Raw genomic sequence first — 22591 nt, forward strand, 5'->3', positions numbered from 1 at the left:
ATCAATCTCATGAAAAAATTAGTTTATTTTTTGATAATTCCCCTTTCCTATTTTTCGGCTCTTGCACAAACTACCGCCGAAATAACTAAAGAAAATACTTTAACTGAAACTCAAAACGACGACAGAAAAATTCAGGATTATCAGCCCGATGATCTGCCATGGCACGGAAGAAGGTTTAAAGCAACCGCAGGTGCTTTTTTTCCTGTAAACAATACCGAAGTTGAAGTGAACGGAACAAACGGCAGAATTGGAACTGATATTGATTTTGAACGTGATTTAGGTTTTCAAAACAATACTGTCTCCTTTTTTGGAACTTTTGAATGGCGTGCTTCACGCAGATCCCGTTTTAATCTGGAATATTTTTATTTAAAAAGAAATTCAACAAAAACGCTTCAAAAAGAAATTGAATTTAAAGATCATGTGTATCCTGTTAATGCCGAGGTTGCGGCTTTTATGGATAATCAGATGATTCGGTTTGCTTATGGATATGCAATTGTCTCTAAACCGAAATATGAACTTGGTTTATTAATTGGTGCTCATATAATGCTTGCCGATGTTGGAGTTGGACTGGTTGGAAACACTGTACAGGCACAATATAGAGACAATGTTAATTTTACTGCTCCGCTGCCCGATATTGGAATTTGGGGCGAATTTGTACTCGGAAGAAAAGTGGGTTTATATGCCAACTTAAATTATTTTGCCTTAAAAATAGATGATATAGACGGCAGAATTGTGAGTTATAATTTATCGGTTTTGTATAATGTATATCAAAATTTTAGTTTAACTGCCGGATACACCGGATTAAATTTTAGAGTTGATGTTGCCAGACCAAAAATTGACGGTTTTTTTAAATGGGGTTATAACGGACCAACTATTGCTGCAACGTATAGTTTTGGTAATCATGTGAAGTTTTATAAACACTAAAAAAAATAATGGCTAATGGTTAATTATAAATTGTGAATTGTGAATTATATGATAAAGCTTCTGCCGGAGCGATGTAAGGACATAATTTGTAGAAAATAATCTATATGAAATACAAAACTCCATAGAAGCGCCATTTTTTATAAAAAACCTACAATCAAAGTTCGCAAAGCTGCATCAACACAAAGCTTTGCGAACTTTGCGTTTTATAAACACAATATATATCATTCTTGGCGTGCTTTGCGGTTAAATAAAACGGCAAACCTGAAACAAAAAAATAAAAAAACAAACCCGACATCTTTTGCAAGATATCGGGTTCATTCACTTAAACTTAACTCAAAATAAACTACTTATTTCTCAATTGGAGTAAATTTTATAGCTGTTCCTCCTCCAGCTGCCAATTTGATATTTAAAACGCTTTTGTTATTTACTTTTTGCTTAGAGATTGCAACCGGATATGGATTTGTTTTGTAATTCGCTGCGCTGCCGTCAGCATAGATTTCGGCTTCGTATTCTTTTCCGGCATCTAAGAATGATAAAGCAACATTTAGATCTCTTGCATTTTGGTTGGTAATTGATCCTAAATACCAGTTTTTCTCATCCCAGTCTTTACGTGCAATTGTAGTGTATTCTCCAATTTTAGAATCTAAAACTTTGGTATCAGACCAAGTGCAAGGCACATCTTTTATGAACTGAAATTCAGGTTTGCCAACATAATTTTCCGGTAAATCAGATGCCATTTGCAATGGACTGAAAATGATAACATACAATGCCAATTGGTTTGCCAGGGTTGTCTGTACTCTTGCTCCAGAAGGTGTTTTGTAATCAAAATTGAAATTCCCCGGAGTGTAATCAAACGGTCCAGAAAGCATTCTTGTAAACGGTAAAGTTGTTAAATGCTGCGGTGTGTTTCCGCCGTCTACAGACCATGCGTTGTATTCCTGCCCTCTTCCGCCTTCCTGAGACATAAAGTTTGGATAGGTACGCTGTAATCCTGTTCCTTTTATTGGCTCGTGATTATCGATCATGATGTGATATTTGGCCGCAGTTTCGATCACTTTTCTGTAATGACGAGATGCATACTGGCTGTCATGCCATTCTTTTTTATCCAAATATTTGTTTACATAACCTGTTTTAACTGAATTCACGCCCATTTTCTGATACAATTTAAAAGCATCTTCTAATTGGCTTTCATAATGTTTAGAAGCACCTGCTGTTTCATGATGTCCTATTAAACGAACATTTTTCATGGCAGCATATTTTGTAATTTCTTCCAGATTAAAATCAGGATATGCTTTTACAAAACTAAATGCACTTCCGTCGGCAGTCCAGTCGCCGTCCCAGCCCTCGTTCCAGCCTTCAACCAGAACGCCGTCAAAATTGTTTTTCGCAGCAAAATCAATATATTCTTTTGTATTTTTTGTTGTGGCACCATGTTTTGGGCCTTGTCCCCAAGTAAATTTTTCTAAGTGCATACCCCACCAGATTCCAATATATTTAGAAGGTGTAATCCAGGAAAGATCTTCAATTTTTGAAGGTTCATTTAAATTCAGCATGATCGTGGAAGTTGCAACCTCTCCCGGATTCTCACCCACAACAACTGTTCTCCAAGGTGTTTTAAATGGAGTTTCAACATATACTTTTACTCCGTCTGCCCACGGCACTAAATCACTTTTGTATTGTTTGTCGCTTGTTTTTAAAAGTGTCATCGAAGCAAAATCAGTCAAATTAGCCTCATGAATTGCTACATACAATTTATTTTTTGTTTCAAAAGTAGCCGGCGTATTAATTGTATCAGTTTTACTTATAGGAGTTTTACGGTATTCACTTTCGTAATAACTATTTTCGCGGTGTACCGGAATCCACCAAACGTCGTTGTTGTCTTTAAAAGTAAATTGCGTGATTTCATTCGAAATTTTCACTTTACCTAAATTAGGCTGTTTTGGAAATTCATATCGAAATCCTAAACCATCATCAAAAACTCTGAAAATAATATCTACTAAACGTTCTTGTCCTTTTGATTCTTTTAAATGAACAATCAATTCGTTGTGGTGATCGCGGACTTTTTTGAATTCTCCCCAAGGCTGTTCCCAGGTTTCATCTGCAGATTTTTCTTCGGTAGAAACGACTTCAAAACCGTCGGTCATTTTTTGAATTCCCTGAAATTCAAATCCTAACAAAGAGGGTTCTATAACCGATTTTCCGTTTTTAGAAAAGCTGTATTGAGGCTGTCCTGAAGGTGTTAATTCAAAAATTAATTCGGTGACTTTTCCCGGCGAGTTGATTTTATATGTTTTTTTAGTACTGCAGGCAAAAAGAAGCATTGAAGCTAAGGCGATTATACAGTATCTATATCTTATGTTTCTCATTATGTATTGGTATTAATTACGGCTCTTATTTTATTTCGTTTATTAACTGTTTTGCTTTTGCAGGCTGCATTGAAACAAAATAATTAAAGGCCTGATCCAGCTTGTTCTGAACATCGGCATTCCCTTTCTTTTCTACACGCAGATTGTACATTTTGCTTATTTCCGCAAAAACAGATTCGGTATTTTTAACTCCGGCAAATGCTTTCACTTTTTCGATATACGTGTATCCAAATTCAACTGTAGGTTCGAACATTGTTCCTTCTCCAAAGTCATTCCATGTAATCAGCTGCAGATAATTTAAATTGGCATTTTTAGCTAATTCGAGTGTTGCATCCAGCGTTGCGCCATTGTTGTGTTCAATTGTCCATCCAATTGCTGCTCCGCCGCCGCCTTCGGCATAAAAGTCTTTAAAACCAGGATAAGCACTTCCCATAGCAACAGAAAGTTTTGGTTTTGTGTTGGTGTAATAATTCGTTAAGAAACTATTGTCTTTATAAACCCAGGCATATTCTCCAGATGCATTTGCACCAGCTTCTACAGACTGATCCCAAAGGGTTAAAAATGTAGGTTTTGTAGTTAATGTATTAAAAACATTCGTCCATTCGGCAGGTGTCTGCAATACAATTGGCCCAAAATTAAGCAGTAATGGTTTTCCGTTTACTTTAATGTAATTGGCATTATTAAAATAGTTTTTTTCCATGTAAGCCAAATCAGTTTTTGCAGCGCTGGTTACAGAAATTGCTTTTCCGGCATTTACCACATTTGTTGTAGTTCTGTCTTCATAAACTATGGCATATTCTAAACCAACTTTGTCCAGAACTGCAATAAGCTGTTCTGTATTTTCTTTTACCATTCGGTAATCGTTTACGTCGTAAGTTCCGTACCAATCGATTAAAACACCATCGATTCCTGAATATTTCATCAATAATAAATGATTTTCAATCACATTTTTATCACCGGAATGATACGGTCCGATAAGAGGATAATAATACGACGCAATTTCTCTGCGGTTATTTGCTCCCACCGTATTCGGGTTTTTGTTTGCCATTGTCCAATGGTAGCCCCATTTTTTATCGGCGCTGCTTTCATTGGTTTCAAACCATGGCATGTAGTGAACATAAATTTTGGTGCTGTTTGTTTTTTCAATCGCAACCGGTTTAAGCGTTTCAGGTTTTACAGGCTCATCTGAATCTTTATCATCACTGCTGCAGCCAGAAACGATTAAAATGTTCATTATCCCGAAAAACAATAATGTGATATATCTTTTCATATTGATTTTTGTTTTTATTATTTTTTGCCACTCCCGATAGTTATCGGGATAAAAAATCAAAAAGGATTTTTATTAAAAACTTAATTCTCTAATCAGTGAAAATCATTTAATCTGCGGCAAAAATATTTTCATTAAAATTGAAGCCATTCAGATATCCTCATTTTAAAATATGTCAGCCTTCCACGACTAACCAACATGGAAGACTGACATTCAGTAACCTAATTTACCGGGTACCCAGGATTTTGTACCAGATTTTTATTAGTCGTTAAAACTGTACTAGGAATTGGGAAAATTGCTCTGTATTTTTCAGTTGTTCCTTTTTCCCACCATGGATTGAAGAATGTTCCAAAACGAATATTATCAGTTCTTCTTCTTCCCTCGAAAGTAAATTCTCTTAGTAATTCTTTATCAATAAAGTTAAGATCAATTACTGCCGGCATTTCTGCTCCAGCGCGAGATGTTATCTGCTGTACAAATGGTTTTGCCAAATCTGGTGAACCTAAACGAACGTAACATTCTGCCTGCATCATTAAAATTTCGGCATAACGAATTAAAACTAAATCATGATCGCGTTCCCATGTTTCTCCGGCTTTCATTTCGTATTTTCCTAAACGAACTCCCTGATTGTCTTTAGCGTTAGCTACACTTGTAACTTCTTCAGTATAAGTTAGAGGTTCTCCGTTATCCATCATAATTACAGTTCCTGTAGCCATGTTGATCTGATCTCCGGCAACCATACATTTCTTTCTTTTATCTGTATCAGCAAAAGAAGAATATACTCCCGGCTGTGCACACATTCCGTTTGCGCTCCAAGGATAATCGTTTCCAGAAACAGACATTGTTAATCTGTGCAGGTAGTGGCATGACATTGAGTTCATGTAATTTCCAACTGTACCCGCTTTTGAATCGTAAGGTATAGCAAAAATAATTTCAGGCGATTTCTCATTTTCTGTTGAGAAATTGGTAAAGAAATCCGGTGTTAATGTGTATCCCGAAACTTTTTGGCACATATTGATACAATCCTGCCAGCGTGGTGTTCCTATGAAAGCTTCAGAGTTAAGATATAATCTTGCCAAGATAGAATATGCCACATTTTTTGTCATTTTAGAATACACCACATTTGATGATAAATATGGAATTGCATCTAAGAATTCTTTTTCGACAAAATCATATACTTGTTTTCTTGTAGAATTTGACGGTAATGAAGTGTCTTCAAAATTGGTAACGATAGGCACGTTTCCAAATGCATCTAAAAGATTGTAATAGTAATATGCTCTTAATGCTTTTAATTCTGCATAAATTGGCGCTTTTGCCGCATCGCTTAAAGATGATTTATCGATTTGATAAATGATCGCATTAATTTTTGCAATTCCGGTGTAGTTGTAACGCCATGCTGCAAGAATCAAACGGTTATCTGCTTTCCAGGTATGTTTTTGTGCGTCCTGATATTGTCCGCCGTCGTACCAGTTTGTTCCCCTTGTTGGAATAGTAGCTTCATCAGAAACTGTTTCATTCAAAAAGAATACAAACTCACAGGTTGGGTAATTGTTCGATATGTTATCAGCAAATCCTCTTAACGAAGAATATGCTCCTCCTACTAATGCATCAACTTCTTTTGGAGTATTTCCAAAATTTCCATCCTGTACCTTATCATATAAATCCTCATTTAAGTTGGTACATGATATCGTAAAAAGCATGCTTACTAATAATGCTGCTGTTATTTTGATTTTCATTTTTTCTATTTTTGAGTTAGCCGCCTAGTTATTAAGCGTAAAATTTAATCCAACAGAAATTGTAGTTGGTCTAGGATAATTGTTAAACTTTTCGATACCAGGACCTGCTAAACCAGTTTGGTCTATTACTCCAGTCTGGTTGATACCGTCCTGCGCATTTAATCCAATCTCAGGGTCTACACCTTTATACTTTGTAAATACAGCAAGGTTTTCTCCCATAATGTACATTCTTAATTTAGAATTTTTGAAACCTAATGGTAAAGTATATCCAATAGAAAGTGTCTGTAATCTAAAGAAAGAAGCATCTTCTATCCAGTAATCTGAATATTTTGGAGCAGAAGTAATACCGCTTCCTAAAAAATCATCCGGTACATTGTAAGTTGGTAATCTGTTAGGATCATTAAGCATCATGTTTGTAGCATTAAGTGCTTTTTGCCCAAACATTCCATATCCAGAAATTCCAAGGTCAAAGTTTTTGTATGTAAAGTTCATACCAATACCTAGAGTTAAATCTGGCTGAATATTTCCTAAAGCTGTTTTATCAGCATCAACCAGAGCATTTTCTGCTACTACATCACCAGCTGCATTGTAGTATTGTATTTTACCATTTGCATCAAGACCTGCATTTCTAAATCCCCAGAAAGTTCCAACTGGATATCCTTCGGCAATAATTTGAGAATACTGCCCAGACATACCAGATAAACCGTGTAATGAACCACTGTAAATAACATCTGTTTTATAAGTAGGGTTTGAAAGTTTTTCTATTTTCTGAACGTTATGTCCTAAAGTTAAATTTGCATTCCATGTAAATTTATCTCCTCTTACGATATCAGCATTTAAAGTTAACTCAACTCCTTTGTTTGACATTTCACCTACGTTTGCCAGCATTGTTCCTACTAAGTAGGGAGGCTGAGGCACTTCATAAGTATATAATAAATCGTCTGTGTTTTTTTGGTACCATTCAAAAGATCCCGTAATTCTGTCAAATAAACTAAAATCTACCCCAATATTTAATTGTCTTGTTGATTCCCATTTCAAGTCAGGGTTTGGATTTTGTGTTGGAGAATATGCTAAACTCCATCTTCCTGTAGCAGGATCGTAGTAGCTGTCGTTTCCAACTCCTAAAATTGATAATGATTTGTATTCGCCAATTCCATCCTGATTACCAGTAACTCCGTAACCTACTCTTAATTTTAAAGAATTTAACCAGTCTTTTGTACCGCTCATGAAGTTTTCGTTAGAGATTCTCCACGCAGCAGATGCAGATGGAAAAGTTCCCCATTTGTTGTTTTCTCCAAAACGGCTTGAACCATCTCTTCTTACTGTAGCTGTAAGAAGGTATTTTCCGTCGTAACCATAGTTAGCACGAGCATACATAGAAACTAAATTTGATTTCCCTTTGTATGAATATACATCTCCTAAACGGTAATTAGAACCTGCACCTAAATTGTTATAACTAAAAGCATCTGTTACGAAACCAGAACGCTGTGCTCCAAATCCTTCGTAGATATTTTCAAGATAAGAATAACCTGCAAGCGCGCTGATGTTATGTTTGTCGATTACTTTAGAATAATTTGCATAAAGTTCTCCCTGAGCATTTGTATATTCTCCGTAAGTTCTTTGAGCATATCCAGACTCAGAACGTCCTTCCATGATAGCATAAGTTGGTTTATACGTACCGCCTTTGACTGCATTATGTTCTAATGAAATATTAGCAACTGCCTGAAAATCGTTTAAAAATTTAACTTCAGTTTTAAAATATCCTAAAAGTCTGTGTCTTTCATTATCAACTGTTCTGTTAGTTAAAATCTCAACCGGGTTTTCGTATAACGTATAATTCACATTCGTAAAATTTCCATTCTTGTCGTAAACCGGAATAGTTGGGTTTAAGTTATAAGCACGCTCAAAAATTCTATAATCAATAGGATGCCATTTGTCGATATTAGCAAATAAACCCATGTCGAATTTTACATCTTTATTGTCTCCAAGATATTGGTACGCATTTACGTTTCCGCTGATTCTTTCTAAACCAGATTTTTTAATAACACCTTCATTATTCAGGTAAGCAATCGAAGCTCTAAAACCGCTGTCGGCTTTTCCAGAATTGATACTTAAAGTATGAGATTGTGAAATTGCTGTCTGCTCAATCGCTTTCTGCCAGTTTGTGTTACCTCCAAAATCAACAGCGTCTTTATTTCCGGTATCGCGAACATAACCTCTCCATTGATTTGCAGATAAAAGATCTAAATTATCTGTTATATAACCAATGCTAGACTGGCCGTTGTAGACTACAGAAACTCCTTTTGTACCTGCTTTTGTTGTAATAATAATAACTCCGTTTGCTCCTCTCGATCCATAAATGGCTGTTGCCGAAGCATCTTTAAGTACGTCTACCGATTTAATATCTGAAGGCTGTACTACGTTAATATCTACACCAGCAATTCCGTCAACTACAATAAGCGGACTGTTGCTTGCTGTTAACGAAGTTCCTCCACGTAAGCGTATTGAAGCCCCTGCAGCAGGATCGCCAGAAGGGCGAATGATATTTAATCCGGCAACCTTTCCCTGCAAAACCTGCTCTGTAGAAGAAATTGTTCCTTTTACTAAATTATCTGCCGTAACAGTTGAGATTGCACCCGTTAAATCAGATTTCTTCTGCGTTCCATAACCTACAGAAACTACCTGAACTTCGTTTAACTGATAACCATCATTTTGCAGACGAACTTCCAATTTTGAAGTCGATGCCGTAATTTGAACTTTTTGTGTTGTTGATCCGATGAATGAAACTTCAATTGAACCTCCTACGGCTACCTCAAGGGTAAATTTACCGTCAAAATCTGTTGTTGCTGCGTTTCTGGTTCCTGTTTCTAATACCGAAGCACCCGGAAGCACAGTACCCGTATTGTCATAAACGGTACCCGTAACCAGCTTTTTTCCCTGAGCAAACATTCCTGCCGAAAGAAAAAGCATGAAAATCATGAATACCAGCGATTTAGTAGTCCACATTTGATGCAGGACTATTCTTTTATTTTTACTATTCATTAGAATGATGTTTTAATTTGATAGTGAATTATTTGTCTAAAGTTTTAAGCGGAATCGTTGTGTCTGAAATAGTTTTGTCTTTGTTGTCTTTTACCAAAACATGTATTTCGCTTAAAGCTGGAGAATCTTTTAGTTCTGAAACTAAATTGACAAATCCTTTTATCTCTGCAACTCCTCCGGTAAACTCACCAGAAATCACTTTTGTTCCGGCAGTAATCGTGTAGATTAATTTGTTTACACCCGGCTCATTATTTTTTCTATAGATTCCTAAGAAATCTTTTTGACTGATCTGCAATGGGAAAAATCCAAAAATTGGCGCTGGCGGCGGCACGTAAGCTCCTGCATATAATACCTGATCCGGAGTAGTTCCTGCCCAGTCATCTTTTACCATCAGGAAAACTAAGTTTTTCATCTCATAACCATCTGGCGCATTGTAATAATCTTTAGGAACTAAATCCATTTTGTAGAAACCGTTTCCTAAATCTTTAAGTTTTGTTTTTTCAACAATGTCCGGTAACCATGACTGATATTCTTGTTTAAGATCCCAATCGTTCAGTCCGCTGTGCATGTGAACACTTGATGCGCCTGCAAAACCCGGAGCTAAATTGGCATTAAACAAAATACTTACTCCTTTGTCTAAAGTTGGTTTTGTTGGATATGCTCTGATTAACTCATTTGCAGTATAAAATGTTGTAAAATCAGTGTAAGGCATATTCGCAACTTCAGATTGTTTAGATCCGTTTTTGTTTTTTAAACGAAACCAAAAGCCTGCACTTGCAGCAATTTCTGCCGGAGTTTTAGAAAAGTATAATGTTGGAGTTAAAGTAAAACTCCATACTTTGTTTCCTTCATATTTCAATTTGGCAAAATCAGATGAGTTTTCCCAATTGTTTGCATCTGGTTCAGATGGAGACCAGATCCAAATGTATAGATCTTCATTTTCAGCAAATGTAGTACTTGCAAGATCGAAATACCACGTCACTTTTTCATCATATTTGTAAACTACCGGAAATGATGACATTGCACCAACAGCTCCTGCGGCTTCTTGTGCCTTAGTAAAATTAGGAGCCATCAAAAGGGCAAGTAAAATTGTATATAGAAATTTTTTCATATTACTTTTTAGTTAATAGCATTTAATTTGAATACATAAGTCAAAAACGCAGTTCCTTCTGAAGAACGTACCAGCTGAATTTCCATTTCGCCGCTCTTTCCAGGGACAGATGATAATCTAAGTTCGTCTGTTTTTTGAGTTTTTTGTGCGTCGCTGTATAAGTAAATCTTAACCGCACCAGCATTAGTCTGCTGAAAATCTGAACTTAGTTCCCAGTATCCTTTTGGAGCAAATAAGGGAGGAACATTCCCAGTTACTTCATAACTTGTAGGTCTGTTTTTTTCGTCTACGCTGAAATTAATTTTAAAATCTTCGTAGTTAAAAAAAGTACTCAAGTTTTCTTCGTTTGGTTCGATCTTATTTGTCTTAGCAAATTCATCAACCATCTTTAAATTTGTTAATCCCCAATTGCCATTTACTTTCTCATAAATCGTAATTGGATCAACATAGCTGCCGTCTTCTGTATTATCGCAGCTAATGGCGAAAAAACACATAAAAAGAGCTAACCAGTAATAACTTTTACTTCTCATAAATTTTTGGTTTTTGTTAGTTTTTCATCCTCTTAAAAGGACAGCACGAAACTAGATCTTAAATAAATCTTAAAAAAAATATCTGCGAAAAATCAAGATAGATTTCAAACGTTTTCGTAATTAAGATACTGAATATCAATATTTTAAAATTTTACTAAAAACATAAAAATCAAGGTGTTGTTTAGATGAAAAGTGTGTGGATAATAATGGTAAATATGACAATATGAAAATTTTATATGATAATTTTTCAACTATACATATATATAATCACATTTTATTGTATAATTGCAAATTATTAGAGTACTTTTAACATTTCAAAGCCCTTTCCAGGCCTCTGAGATGCTTTTTTAAAGAAAATCTCAACAAGCTGCTCTTGACTCTAAAAACTGAAAATCATCAGTTTTAATTAATTTTGTATTTAAAACGAATTAACTCAACCTATAATTTATCTTACCCTAAAACCACAACCAAACCATGCAAAAAATATTCATTTTGTATTTTTTCATAATGGGTTTTTCTCTAACTGCGAAAGAGACAAATCCAATTCTTGAAGAATTAGATAAAGTGCTTCTTAAAAAAGAAGTCTACCTGAAACAGAAATACCGCAAAATAGAAACTTTAAAAAAGAATGTATCAAAGTATACCGTAAGCCAGAACAACGAAGAACTTTACAACACTTATATGTCATTGTTTGATGAATACAAATCATTCAAATACGATTCGGCATATTATTATTTAGAACAGTCAAAAATCAAGGCCAAAATCTTAAAAGATCCGAAGTATTTGGCTAAAAGCCGAATCAAAGAAGGTTTTGTACTTCTTTCCTCCGGATTATTTAAAGAAGCAATCGATACGCTGAATGTTATTGATGACAAAAAACTGGATCAAAAAAACAAATTTGAATATTATAACATTAAAGCCCGCGCTTATTACGATTTAGCCGATTATAATCGTGATCAGCGTTTTAATATTCATTATGTACAGCAGGGAAATCATTTCCTGAAAAAAGCCTTAGAATTAATTGGAACCAATACAAATGAATATTGGGCTGCCGAGAGTTTAAAACGCCTAAAACAGCAGGACTGGCGCGGTGCAGAATTTGCTTTCAGCTACTGGATTAATAACTATCATCTTCCACCGGATTATTACGGAATCGCTACTTCTAGTCTTGGTTATATTTATTCTGAAAGAGGTTATACAAAAAAAGCCATTCATTACTTAGCACTTGCCGCTATTGCCGATGTTAAAAATGCAACCAAAGAAACTGTTGCACTTAGAAATCTGGCAAACGAGCTTTTTAAAATGGGGTATTTAGACAAAGCAAACGAATATATCAATATCGCAATGGACGATGCTACTTTTTACAACGCCAGACATCGCAAAATTGAGATTTCGTCGATACTGCCGATTATCGAAAAAGCACAGCTGAATAATGTAAAAGACAAAAATGACAAACTGGAGAAGATTATCATATTATTGACAATCCTTACGCTTATAATCATTTTGTTCTCTATTATTATTTTCAAACAATTAAAAGAGAAAAACAAAGCCCGAAAAATAATGGCTTCGTCGTATGCGCAATTGCAGGAAATGAATGTAAGTTTAAGTGAAGCAAACGCAATTAAAGAAGAATATATTACGTATTTTATTAAAGCAACATCGGCGTTTATTAATAAAATAGATCATATTCAAAAAAGTACGCTTCATAAAATTATTACAAAGAAAACAGATGAAGTTATTGCGAGTTTAAAGCGTTATAATGTAAAGGAAGAAAGAGAAAATTTATTCCATCAGTTTGATGAAATCTTCTTGAAACTGTTCCCAACTTTTGTAACTGATTTTAATAATTTGTTTCCTAACGATCATAAATGCATTGTAAAAAAAGGCGAACTTTTAAATACTGAACTTCGCATTTTTGCTTTGTACCGATTAGGTATTCAGGACAGCAGTCAAATGGCGGAATTTCTGGAACTTTCTGTGGCTACAATCTATACGTACAAAACCAGAATTAAAAGCAAATCTGATTTTAAAGATACTTTTGAGGAGAAAATTATGGCGATTAAGACTATATAAGCTGCTAAGGTTCTAAGTTTTTTTCTCATTAAAAGCTTCGGAGAAGCGATATATCTATAGAAAAACATTCATCTCATAAAAAGAAGCTCCAGCGGAGCGACACATTTTTCTATGCCGCTCCGCTGGAGCTTTGCTGTATAAACATGAATATTTTCTACAAATATTTCATCCCGCTGGGATATCATGAATTAAAATAATTCGTGAATTCGCGGTGAAAACTCTTATTCAACATTTTCCAACTGCAGAATCATATTTTGATAATATTTACTAAGCGAGAACAATTGCTCAGCGAAAATCATAATGGCGAGCGGAACAAAGAAAAACATGATTAGATTTTCTTCATATAAAAGATAAGTTGTTATCATAAAAATACGAGTGTATTCAAGATAATAAATCCATTTTCGCTGTTCTAATATCGCACCGCAGTTAATTAAAGTAATGATGGTGATTGATAGGACAAAAACTTTATCATAGATTTCTAAATTATCAAAATAATAGGTAAAAACCGTAAGAAGTAAAGTGCAAAGAGCCAATTGGATATAAAGGTAATTTCTAAAACGAAGTCTTTGATGCGGATTGCTTTTATCCTGCAAAAATCGTTTTTCTAGTATCGGACGAATGTCCTGATCCATATTTGCCGGACTTCCAAAAACGGCCTGCCATCTTGCTTTAAAACCTTTTGAGCGTTTCCATAACTCGTATATTTCAAAATAATAATGAAAATGCTGCCAAAGGAAACTGTAACTTTTCAGCGGATGCGTTAATCCGTATTTGGGTTTTTCTTCTTCTTCCTGAAAAGTACCAAAAAGACGGTCCCAAAAAGTAAACATATCTCCGTAATTTTTATCGAGATATTTTTCATCAGAAGCGTGATGAACACCGTGAATTGAAGGCGTTACAAAAATATACTCCAGCCATTTTATTTTACCAATAAGCTGTGTATGGGTAAAAAAAGAATAAGCGCCATGCACAATAAGCATGGTAATTACCATTGTGGGGTGAAAACCAATTAGTGGCAGAATGCACCAAAATCCCGTTCGAATAACAGCCTGAAAAGTGGTAATTCTGGCTGCAGCGGTAAAATTAAATTCTTCGCTGTGATGATGAACAATGTGCGCAGCCCAGAAAAAATTGACTTCGTGCCCTAGTCTGTGATACCAGTACCAAACAAAATCTGTCGCCAGAATTAAGGCTGTCCAGACCAGAAATCCGCTTGGGATTTCAAAAATTCGGTAATCGTCGTAAATCAAATAATACAATTGATAGAAACTTGCGGCAACAAATAAATTAATCAATCGTTCTGCAATACCAATACTTATATTAGAAACAGAACTTTCATAATTAAAAATTTCAGGTCTTTTTTTTCGTTGTGCCAGCTTATATTCCAGAAATAAAAAAAGAAAGAAAGCGGGCATTGCAAAAGCTAGAAAATTAATATTTTTCATTTTTAAAGATTACTTTATTGATTTTTAAAGAACTAAAAACAACTAATTAAATTTAAAAGACAATTTCATCAATCAATATCTCTTGCTTTTTTACATGATATTGACTGATGAAACCCATCTTAGATTATGGTTATAAAAACTTAATTCTGTTTAAATTTTGGTGCTTCGACAGCGACTTCTTTTACAGATTGCGTCTCGGCTACTTTTTTAAGGGCGATGACATAAGCTGCAATTCTTGGCGTAACGTCATGTTTCACCGCAACTCTAAATACGGTTTCAAAACCTTTTTCTAAAATATCTTCCAGACGTTTGTTTATCTGGTGAATTCTCCATGACTCTAATAATGAGTTTTGAAGCCACTCAAAATAAGAAACCGTAACACCGCCGGCATTTGCTAGAATATCCGGAACGACCAAAACGTTGTTTTCATGCAGGATTTTATCGGCATCAGATGAAACAGGACCATTTGCTGCTTCGATAATTATTTTAGCGCGAATGTCTTTGGCGTTTTTCTGTGTAATTACATCTTCTTTTGCTGCCGGAATCAAAACATCAACATCTAAAAGCAGTAAATCTTCATGTTTAATGGCAACTGAATTTGGATACCCTTTAATGGTTTTATTATTTAGATTGTAATACAAAATCAGCTCTGGAATATTAATCCCGTCCGGATTGTAAAAAGCTTCTGAAACATCACTTACGGCTACAATCTTCACTCCTTTTTCATATAAAAACAAAGCCGAATGCAGACCAACATTTCCAAATCCCTGAATTGCGGCCGTAGATCTTGCCGGTCTTAATTTTAATTTTTCAAGTGCAAGCAGCGTAATAATGCTTACTCCTCTTCCCGTTGCTTCTACTCTGCCTAATGAACCTCCGGAATGCAGGTGTTTTCCGGTTACAACGGCATGAATCGTTTTCCCGTGAACCAGTGAAAATTCGTCCATTAACCAGCCCATTTCGTCCGGTCCTGTTCCCATGTCCGGTGCAGGAACATCTTTTTCCGGGCCAAAAATATCTGATAATGCTTTTGTATAAGCTCTTGTAATTCTTTCTAATTCTGTTTTAGAAAGTGTTTTTGGATCGCAGATAATGCCGCCTTTTGCTCCTCCAAAGGGAATTCCGGTTACAGCAGATTTCCAGGTCATCCAGGCGGCTAGTGCTTTTACTTCATCAAGATTTACGGCAGTATCATAACGAATACCTCCTTTTGAAGGGCCTAAAGCTGTATTGTGAATTACGCGGTATCCTTCAAAATTTTGTTCGGTTCCGTTATCTAATGTAATCGAAAAATTTACTACAATTTGTTTCTCAGGACGTTGCAGCTTTTGTCTGATCGATTCGTCTAAATTAAGAATATCGGCTGCTATATTAAACCTGTCAATCATCGATTGAAAGGGATTCTGTTTTATAATTTCTGTACTCATAGTATTTATTTTAAATTTTTGGGGTTTATAGAATTTGGGTTTAATAAAGTTTATCGTGAATAAAATCAACAGCACATACAACACGGAATTTTTGTCTGAAAACTGTGCATCGTACTATTAAGGTTTCTATTTGATCTCATTGTATTGGTTTTTACTATTTCTAAAAAAAGCCTTTCATGGTGCATGAAAGGCTCAAAAAAAAAAATAACTAACAAGTACTTTCTCTATTAACGCCATTTCATCCCATAGTTTGACATGCAGCACATCGTCAAGCAGCACATAAACGGGATGATATTTAGAATATAGTTTTTCATTGTTATGACAAATTTATAAATATATTTTATAAATTCTATCGAATTAGTAGAGTTAATTTTAAAAAAAACGCAAATTAACAGCAAAACAACTGTAAATTAAGACCTTAAAACAGTAAAAAAAATTACATAAATTGTGAGAAAACGATAAAAATGATCGCAATTAAGGCTAAAAGGATACCTATGAAGTTAATTTTTGATAGTTTTTCTTTAAAGAAAAGCAGGCCGACAAGACTTCCTAAAACAATAACTCCCATATTCATTCCGGCAAAAACTGTTGAAGGATTTTCAGCAAAAGCTTTATGTGCTTTTAAATAAAATAGAATATTTCCGAAATTGAAGATCCCGACTAAAGCTCCAAAAAGAATGTTTTTAGAACTTAATTGTACTTTTTTCAAAACTACATCATACACTACTACCAATAAAGAAACGGCAAGAGAAATATCAAATACAATAAACAAAGATGTTGTATAAGGCAAAGCGGTAAAAAGTGCAATCTGTTTAAAAAGAATATCGATAATCCCGAATCCTAAAAATACAGCGGCCGGAAATATCCATTTGTTCTGATCGTTTGTTGATTGTTTTCTTAAGATGAAAAGAAGCGCTATAAAACCAATTACAAGTCCGATAACTTTATAAGTATTAAAATCTTCCTTAAAAATTAACCAGGCGGCAATTATCGGAATAAACAAAGACAAACGCTGTGCGGCATCAGTCTTTACGATTCCCATATATTTGATGGAAGTAAACAAAAACAAGAAAACAATTGGCAGTAAAACGCCCACTGCTGCATAAATATTCCAAGGTGCATCTGCATGAACAACGGTTAAATCCGGAGTAAAGGTAAAATAGCAGAGTATTAAGGCTGTTACATAATTGAACGTAATAATCTGAATAGGATCTGCATTGTATTTTCGGGTTATTTTGAAGATCACACCCACCGTAACACTGCACAATACACTTAAAATAAGAAACAACATAAATTTATATTTTGAGGGGTAAAAGTAAAGTATTCTAAATTTAAAAGGCCCAGCCGGTTTTAAAAAACCGGCTAGACCAGATTAAAATTTTAAAAAGAAAGCTTTTTAAAGTTTGCTGATATAACTACCGTACATATCTTTAAACTGATGTCCTTGTGCAAAACGATCTTTACTCAGTTTTTTATATTCTACCAATGCCCATAAAACAAATTCTTTCATGAAATACTGGTCCTTTTTATCTAATTCAGGATGGTATTTTTTCAGTAAAAGGTCTAAAGGTGTTACTTCATCTAAAATACTTTGGTATTCCGCATCAGAAGCATCGTCTAATAATTCGAAACCGCTTTCTGCAAAAAACCATTCGATCAAATCAGAATATGGTGTTTTTTCTCCCGGTTTTTCCAGTTTCTCAATTTTCGGAAATAAAGATGGAAACAAAGTGCGAATTGCTGAACCAATTAAATGCTGTGCCACAACAGCTGCTCCCTCCTGCTCTCCTTCATAAACAAGTTCTACTTTTCCGGTAATGGCTGGAATGATTCCCATAAAATCTGATAAACGCAGATTGGTTTTATCTACACCGGATTTTAAAGCTCGGCGTTCTGCACTGCTAATCAGGTTTTCAAAAGCCGTAATACTCATTCTGGCACTTACACCGCTTTTATTGTCGATGTATTCGCTTTCACGTGCTTCAAAACTAATTTGTTCTAAAATGTCTCTGGCTAAACTCGGCACATAGACTATATCGCTTTGGTTTTGATCCAGTTTTGCTTCCTGTTGTGTAATGGTTCTTGCAATTTCTACGGTTTCAGGATAATGCGTTAAAATCTGCGAACCTATTCTGTCTTTTAAAGGTGTTACAATACTTCCTCTATTGGTATAATCTTCCGGATTTGCGGTAAAAATAAACTGCATATCAAGAGGCATTCTCAATTTAAAACCACGAATTTGAATATCTCCTTCCTGCAGAATATTGAATAATGCAACCTGAATTCTGGCTTGTAAATCAGGTAATTCGTTGATTACAAAAATACAGCGGTTTGCTCTCGGAATCATTCCGAAATGAATTACGCGGTCATCTGCATATGATAATTTTAAATTCGCTGCTTTAATTGGGTCAACATCACCAATTAAATCGGCAACTGTAACGTCTGGAGTTGCTAATTTTTCGAAGAAACGTTCGCTTCTGTGTAACCATGAAATTGGAGTTTCGTCTCCTTTTTCTTCAATTAGATCTTTTGCAAAACGTGAAATAGGATTAAGCGGATCATCATTAATTTCCGAACCTGTTACAAACGGGATGTATTCATCTAATAATTCGACCATTTTACGTGCCAAACGCGTTTTTGCCTGTCCGCGAAGTCCAAGTAAATTGATATTATGACGAGAAAGAATTGCACGTTCTAATTCTGGGATTACCGTATTTTCAAATCCGTGGACACCTTCAAAAACTGGTTTTCCAGTTTTGATTTTCTCACGAAGATTGTTTCGTAATTCATCCTTTATACCTGTGCTTTTATATCCTGCAGCTTTTAACTGCCCTAATGTTTTTATATTGTTTATTTCCATTTTTATTGAAATATCGATTTTGTTATTGTTTTTATCTTCTGCAGATAATAAGCCCTGAATTTAATTTAAATACCAGCCGGCAAAAGCAGCGCTTTGACTTCGCTCAGCGTGACAACTGTGGCAGAGACTGATTACTGTGAATGAACACTTTACCTAACTCTCTTCTTCCTATTCGTTTCATAATCTTCAAAAATCATTTCGCCCAGACCTTTTAATCCTGTATAAAATGCTTTTCCTTGATTGGCTTCTGTGAAATGATTTACAAAACGCTGCAAATACGGATCATTAGCAATCATAAAAGTCGTAATTGGAATATGTAATTTTCTGGCCTGTTGTGCTTGTGTATAGCATTTATCTACTATATATTCGTCGAGACCGTTGCTGTTCATATAATACGAACCGTCACGTTCGCGCACGCAGCTTGGCTTTCCGTCGGTAATCATAAAAATCTGCTTGTTGGTATTTCGTTTTCGGCGTAAAATATCCATTGCTAACTGAAGTCCGGCAACTGTATTTGTATGATAAGGTCCAACTTGCAAATACGGTAAATCTTTAATTGGGATTGTCCAGGCATCATTTCCAAAAACCAAAATATCAAGTGTATCTTTTGGATAACGTGTTGTGATTAATTCTGCCAAAGCCATTGCAACTTTTTTGGCAGGCGTGATTCTATCTTCGCCATACAAAATCATACTGTGGCTTATGTCAATCATTAAAACGGTGCTCATTTGTGCCTTGTGCTGTGTTTCTTCTACAACCAAGTCGTTTTCGGTCAGCATGAAACTTTCGACACCGTTATTGATTTGGGCATTTCGCAGACTTTCGGTTAACGAAATACGTTCTAAACCGTCGCCAAAATTAAATTCACGAAATTCTCCGGTATGTTCATCACCATTTCCGGCATGTTTTGTTTTGTGATTTCCGTTTCCGGAACGTTTCAGATTTCCAAAAATCTGATCTAAAGCCTGCTGGCGAATCGCACGTTCTGTTTTAGCCGTAATCCCAAAACCGTTCGTTCCGTCTTCTTTGACTTCGTCTTTTATGTAACCTTTCTTTTTTAAATCTTCGATAAAATCATCGATTGTGTAGTTCTCGTCGGTCAGTTTATATTCTATATCTAACTCACGAAGCCAGCTGATTGCTTCATCAAAATCACCCGAAGTATGGGTGATCAGCTCTTTGAAAATGCCAAAAAGTTTTTCAAACGGAGACTGAAAAGGGGCTTCGTACGACTTAAAATAAAAACCTTTTTTAAATTCGTTTTTCATAATTTTAAAATTACGTTTTTTTAGAATTATGAAAAACGAAACGTTTATTAATTTTTAGTTAAAATATTCAACCAAAATCTACTGCTAACGGTGTTAGATATAATAATTATTCAAACTTTCCATCAACATAAAACCAAGAGCCATTTTCGAATTTAAAAGTAGAAAATTCGTAATGTATTTGAGTTTTTTGCACAGAATCTAAAAAATAAGCTTTAAACTCAACTGTATTTTCGGTAAAACTCAAAATTTCCAGTTTCTGCCATTTATTTTCTTGTGCCCACCTTAAAATTTCTGTTTTAGAATAATATTTTCTTTCAGAAATATAGGTCGTTTCTATAAGATAATCAGCATTATGGCTAGCATAAGCCGAATATCTGGAACGCATTAAAGCCAAAGCTGTTGGTGCTTTTTGATTCTTTTGAAGATATAATCCGCAGCAATTTTCAAAAAGTAATCCTGTGTCGCAAAAGCAGGTTTTATTCTCCATCGACCGGTTCTTCTCCATTAATTTTAACGTGAAGCTGATTTAATAAAACCTGATAACGGCTGATTTCTCTCACTTCTTCATCTTCTTCAGCAAAATCAATCATTTCATCTAGTGTATCACTTACTTCAAGAAGTTTATTATTGGCTTCTCTTGTATCTCCTGCAGCAATTAAATCAATGATTTCCTGAACGCTGGCTTTTAATGTTTCGAATTTATTACTCATGGTTATTTTTTTTAGGTTTCAAGTTTTAGGTTTCCAAGTTTCACGTTATACAGCAACTTGAAACCCTAAAACTTGAAACTATAATTTATTACTCTTTACTTTCGTTGAATTTTTTCACAATTTCTTTCAGCTTTTCTTTGCGGGAAACTTCGGCTTGTTTTTTCTTTGCCTGGGCTTTGTGCAATTTGTCATTGTGAATTTTGATGTTTCGTTCATTATTGCGTCCCATATATTGCTCTTTTAATTTCTTCTAAACTTTTTTCGGTAAAAATCAGTTCTGTAATTATCTCTTTTCTCAAATCGTTTATATCTCCATATTCAAAATGTTTTGCCCATGAAGTTAATTGCTGCAAATTTCTGACTTGTTTTAAACGTTTTGTCGTTTCAAAACTTGTCCTTAAAATTGCTTTTCCGTCGTATTCTGGATTTTTTTTATGCTGATAATTTGCGAGATTTTTTTCAAAATCGGCTTCTATATAATATAGTTTTTCATCGGCATTATCCGGATAAAACTCTTCCCAAAGAGCAAATCCTATTTTTGTTTTTGACTCAGTTTCGGGCTCACGAGCCAGTAAACGCCATTTACTATTGGCTAATCTTCCCCAATGGTTTGATACGCGATACATTCCGGCTTCGGTATAATAATAAGAACTTCCTGCTTTGCTTTCGAATTGTTTCTTTAAACCTTCAATTTCATTTGGAAGTACTTCATTAAAAACACAAAACGTATTTTTGAATGAATTAGGATGGGGTTTAAAATTTTTCTGCATGTGCAAATATACTCAGATTACAGCGAACTCCCCAAAACAAACTAAATTGATTAACTTTGCTTCTTCAATTTAAAATATAAAAACATGTCTAAAGATTCACATGAAAAATTGCCGCAAAAAGGAGTTTACACCGGCGTAATCGAAAAAGATGAAAACAACAATTATTTCTGTGGAGAATATCTTTTAGATTATAAAACGGTTGAGTCTAATTTTAAAGTTGGCGACTGGGTTACCATAAAATCTGTTATTGAGAACCCAAGCGATATCAGCTACGATAAATATCCTAAAAAGTCAAGAAACTTTGATAAAGCAAATCATAAACCGGGAAACTAAAAAAGTTATAAGTTATGAATTATGGGTTTTATCTTTATGCATAACAAGATAATTCATAATTCATAATTCATAATTCGAAAAGAATATTTTTTACATGAAAACTGAAAAGTTAAAAAAAAGTGTACCTTTGCAAAAAATTTGTCGATTTGAACTAAAAAAGATCAATTTCAAACTAATAGACAAGTAGTTACCTTTTATTTATGAAAAAAATAGTTGAATACCGCAAGTTACTAAACGTAGAGAAAACTGCAGAATTAAAAGATTTAAAAACAATTTATCGTAATGCGATGAAAGAATCTCATCCAGATAAATTTGTTGGAGATGAAGCTGGTCTTAAAGCTGCAGAAGAAAAAAGTAAAACGATTATTGAAGCTTACCACTTTTTAGTAAGTATTCACCCTGATACTATCAAACTTAATTTACCTGAGTACACAGAAACAATTTCAACTTGTTCTATTACTGATTTTAAATTTGTAGAAGGACGTTTGATTATTGATTTTTCTAATGGAAGTGTTTACGAATACATCAGTGTTCCTAAAGCAACTTACGTAAAAATGGTAAATGCTGATTCTCCTGCAAGGTTTGCAAAAAGACATATCTTAAATGCTTTTACCTGGAGAAAGAAAACAAATCAAGAATAATTTTATTCAAAAATATTTCAGAAAGCACTCTTTTTACAGAGTGCTTTTTTTATACTTTATTATTATAAAAATCCTATCTTCACGTTAT

Annotated in this window: 19 protein-coding genes; 4 read left to right on the forward strand and 15 right to left on the reverse strand. The window is 34.6% G+C overall.

Annotation, left to right across the window (positions count from 1 at the left end; all coding sequences use genetic code 11):
- Nucleotides 1–9 precede the first annotated feature (9 nt).
- Complete coding sequence (locus PQ462_RS15195; protein ID WP_121360678.1) at nucleotides 10–924, forward strand: hypothetical protein; 915 nt, start codon at nucleotides 10–12, stop codon at nucleotides 922–924.
- Nucleotides 925–1271: 347 nt separating this feature from the next.
- On the opposite strand, the gene PQ462_RS15200 is transcribed toward PQ462_RS15195, so the two are convergent.
- From PQ462_RS15200 to PQ462_RS15225, 6 genes are all read right to left on the reverse strand, one after another.
- Nucleotides 1272–3290, reverse strand: coding sequence for a glycoside hydrolase family 97 protein (locus PQ462_RS15200; RefSeq protein ID WP_274250628.1), 2019 nt, complete (start codon nucleotides 3288–3290; stop codon nucleotides 1272–1274).
- A 25-nt stretch (nucleotides 3291–3315) separates the two neighbouring features.
- Nucleotides 3316–4560 (reverse strand): glycoside hydrolase family 71/99-like protein, encoded by a 1245-nt coding sequence (locus tag PQ462_RS15205; protein ID WP_274250629.1) that lies wholly within the window; start codon nucleotides 4558–4560, stop codon nucleotides 3316–3318.
- Between the two features lie 218 nt (nucleotides 4561–4778).
- Entirely contained in the window at nucleotides 4779–6293 is a 1515-nt protein-coding gene (locus PQ462_RS15210) for a RagB/SusD family nutrient uptake outer membrane protein (protein ID WP_274250630.1), read from the reverse strand.
- A 24-nt stretch (nucleotides 6294–6317) separates the two neighbouring features.
- A complete protein-coding gene (locus tag PQ462_RS15215) occupies nucleotides 6318–9335 on the reverse strand; it encodes a SusC/RagA family TonB-linked outer membrane protein (protein WP_274250631.1) in 3018 nt (1005 codons plus the stop codon).
- A 28-nt stretch (nucleotides 9336–9363) separates the two neighbouring features.
- Nucleotides 9364–10446: a hypothetical protein gene (locus PQ462_RS15220; protein ID WP_012026304.1), complete on the reverse strand. Its 1083-nt coding sequence runs from the start codon at nucleotides 10444–10446 to the stop codon at nucleotides 9364–9366.
- Between the two features lie 8 nt (nucleotides 10447–10454).
- Entirely contained in the window at nucleotides 10455–10976 is a 522-nt protein-coding gene (locus PQ462_RS15225; RefSeq protein WP_274250632.1) for a DUF5004 domain-containing protein, read from the reverse strand.
- Between the two features lie 474 nt (nucleotides 10977–11450).
- On the opposite strand from PQ462_RS15225, the gene PQ462_RS15230 reads away from it, so the two are divergent.
- On the forward strand, nucleotides 11451–13049 hold the full coding sequence (locus PQ462_RS15230) for a DUF6377 domain-containing protein (protein ID WP_012026306.1): 1599 nt from the start codon (nucleotides 11451–11453) through the stop codon (nucleotides 13047–13049).
- Nucleotides 13050–13270: 221 nt separating this feature from the next.
- Here PQ462_RS15230 and PQ462_RS15235 read toward each other — a convergent pair whose 3' ends face one another.
- The 9 genes from PQ462_RS15235 to PQ462_RS15275 all read right to left on the reverse strand — a co-directional run bounded on the left by PQ462_RS15235 (nucleotide 13271) and on the right by PQ462_RS15275 (nucleotide 21529).
- Nucleotides 13271–14494, reverse strand: a complete 1224-nt coding sequence (locus tag PQ462_RS15235; RefSeq protein WP_274250633.1) for a sterol desaturase family protein — start codon at nucleotides 14492–14494, stop codon at nucleotides 13271–13273.
- Nucleotides 14495–14634: 140 nt separating this feature from the next.
- Nucleotides 14635–15921 carry a Glu/Leu/Phe/Val family dehydrogenase gene (locus tag PQ462_RS15240; RefSeq protein WP_183044566.1) on the reverse strand — a complete coding sequence of 429 codons (1287 nt, stop codon included), beginning with the start codon at nucleotides 15919–15921 and terminating at the stop codon, nucleotides 14635–14637.
- A 436-nt stretch (nucleotides 15922–16357) separates the two neighbouring features.
- Nucleotides 16358–17212, reverse strand: a complete 855-nt coding sequence (locus PQ462_RS15245) for a DMT family transporter (RefSeq protein WP_274250634.1) — start codon at nucleotides 17210–17212, stop codon at nucleotides 16358–16360.
- 105 nt (nucleotides 17213–17317) lie between these two features.
- Nucleotides 17318–18781: an AAA family ATPase gene (locus tag PQ462_RS15250; protein ID WP_012026310.1), complete on the reverse strand. Its 1464-nt coding sequence runs from the start codon at nucleotides 18779–18781 to the stop codon at nucleotides 17318–17320.
- Nucleotides 18782–18930: 149 nt separating this feature from the next.
- On the reverse strand, nucleotides 18931–20049 hold the full coding sequence (locus tag PQ462_RS15255; RefSeq protein WP_012026311.1) for a vWA domain-containing protein: 1119 nt from the start codon (nucleotides 20047–20049) through the stop codon (nucleotides 18931–18933).
- A 106-nt stretch (nucleotides 20050–20155) separates the two neighbouring features.
- Entirely contained in the window at nucleotides 20156–20554 is a 399-nt protein-coding gene (locus tag PQ462_RS15260; protein WP_274250635.1) for a YchJ family protein, read from the reverse strand.
- Nucleotides 20526–20759 (reverse strand): hypothetical protein, encoded by a 234-nt coding sequence (locus PQ462_RS15265; protein WP_274250636.1) that lies wholly within the window; start codon nucleotides 20757–20759, stop codon nucleotides 20526–20528. The genes PQ462_RS15260 and PQ462_RS15265 overlap by 29 nt, the downstream gene beginning before the upstream one ends.
- Before the next feature lie 88 nt (nucleotides 20760–20847).
- Complete coding sequence (locus PQ462_RS15270; protein WP_085950295.1) at nucleotides 20848–20988, reverse strand: hypothetical protein; 141 nt, start codon at nucleotides 20986–20988, stop codon at nucleotides 20848–20850.
- Nucleotides 20975–21529 carry a hypothetical protein gene (locus PQ462_RS15275; protein WP_274250637.1) on the reverse strand — a complete coding sequence of 185 codons (555 nt, stop codon included), beginning with the start codon at nucleotides 21527–21529 and terminating at the stop codon, nucleotides 20975–20977. The genes PQ462_RS15270 and PQ462_RS15275 overlap by 14 nt, the downstream gene beginning before the upstream one ends.
- Nucleotides 21530–21613: 84 nt before the next feature.
- Here PQ462_RS15275 and PQ462_RS15280 point away from each other — a divergent pair, with 84 nt between their 5' ends.
- Nucleotides 21614–21862, forward strand: coding sequence for a hypothetical protein (locus PQ462_RS15280; RefSeq protein WP_012026315.1), 249 nt, complete (start codon nucleotides 21614–21616; stop codon nucleotides 21860–21862).
- 200 nt (nucleotides 21863–22062) lie between these two features.
- Nucleotides 22063–22503, forward strand: a complete 441-nt coding sequence (locus tag PQ462_RS15285; RefSeq protein ID WP_012026316.1) for a KTSC domain-containing protein — start codon at nucleotides 22063–22065, stop codon at nucleotides 22501–22503.
- Nucleotides 22504–22591: the final 88 nt, after the last annotated feature.

Source organism: Flavobacterium sp. KACC 22758, from assembly GCF_028736135.1.
Lineage (GTDB): Bacteria > Bacteroidota > Bacteroidia > Flavobacteriales > Flavobacteriaceae > Flavobacterium > Flavobacterium johnsoniae.

Bases quoted from the DNA above. Each gene is read 5' to 3' on its own strand.
- PQ462_RS15200 (WP_274250628.1), bottom strand. From the start codon at position 3,290: ATGAGAAACATAAGATATAGATACTGTATAATCGCCTTAGCTTCAATG.
- PQ462_RS15275 (WP_274250637.1), bottom strand. From the start codon at position 21,529: ATGCAGAAAAATTTTAAACCCCATCCTAATTCATTCAAAAATACGTTT.
- PQ462_RS15215 (WP_274250631.1), bottom strand. From the start codon at position 9,335: ATGAATAGTAAAAATAAAAGAATAGTCCTGCATCAAATGTGGACTACT.
- PQ462_RS15265 (WP_274250636.1), bottom strand. From the start codon at position 20,759: ATGAGTAATAAATTCGAAACATTAAAAGCCAGCGTTCAGGAAATCATT.
- PQ462_RS15225 (WP_274250632.1), bottom strand. From the start codon at position 10,976: ATGAGAAGTAAAAGTTATTACTGGTTAGCTCTTTTTATGTGTTTTTTC.
- PQ462_RS15255 (WP_012026311.1), bottom strand. From the start codon at position 20,049: ATGAAAAACGAATTTAAAAAAGGTTTTTATTTTAAGTCGTACGAAGCC.
- PQ462_RS15270 (WP_085950295.1), bottom strand. From the start codon at position 20,988: ATGGGACGCAATAATGAACGAAACATCAAAATTCACAATGACAAATTG.
- PQ462_RS15195 (WP_121360678.1), top strand. From the start codon at position 10: ATGAAAAAATTAGTTTATTTTTTGATAATTCCCCTTTCCTATTTTTCG.
- PQ462_RS15260 (WP_274250635.1), bottom strand. From the start codon at position 20,554: ATGGAGAAGAACCGGTCGATGGAGAATAAAACCTGCTTTTGCGACACA.
- PQ462_RS15220 (WP_012026304.1), bottom strand. From the start codon at position 10,446: ATGAAAAAATTTCTATATACAATTTTACTTGCCCTTTTGATGGCTCCT.
- PQ462_RS15280 (WP_012026315.1), top strand. From the start codon at position 21,614: ATGTCTAAAGATTCACATGAAAAATTGCCGCAAAAAGGAGTTTACACC.
- PQ462_RS15250 (WP_012026310.1), bottom strand. From the start codon at position 18,781: ATGGAAATAAACAATATAAAAACATTAGGGCAGTTAAAAGCTGCAGGA.
- PQ462_RS15210 (WP_274250630.1), bottom strand. From the start codon at position 6,293: ATGAAAATCAAAATAACAGCAGCATTATTAGTAAGCATGCTTTTTACG.
- PQ462_RS15230 (WP_012026306.1), top strand. From the start codon at position 11,451: ATGCAAAAAATATTCATTTTGTATTTTTTCATAATGGGTTTTTCTCTA.
- PQ462_RS15285 (WP_012026316.1), top strand. From the start codon at position 22,063: ATGAAAAAAATAGTTGAATACCGCAAGTTACTAAACGTAGAGAAAACT.
- PQ462_RS15240 (WP_183044566.1), bottom strand. From the start codon at position 15,921: ATGAGTACAGAAATTATAAAACAGAATCCCTTTCAATCGATGATTGAC.
- PQ462_RS15235 (WP_274250633.1), bottom strand. From the start codon at position 14,494: ATGAAAAATATTAATTTTCTAGCTTTTGCAATGCCCGCTTTCTTTCTT.
- PQ462_RS15245 (WP_274250634.1), bottom strand. From the start codon at position 17,212: ATGTTGTTTCTTATTTTAAGTGTATTGTGCAGTGTTACGGTGGGTGTG.
- PQ462_RS15205 (WP_274250629.1), bottom strand. From the start codon at position 4,560: ATGAAAAGATATATCACATTATTGTTTTTCGGGATAATGAACATTTTA.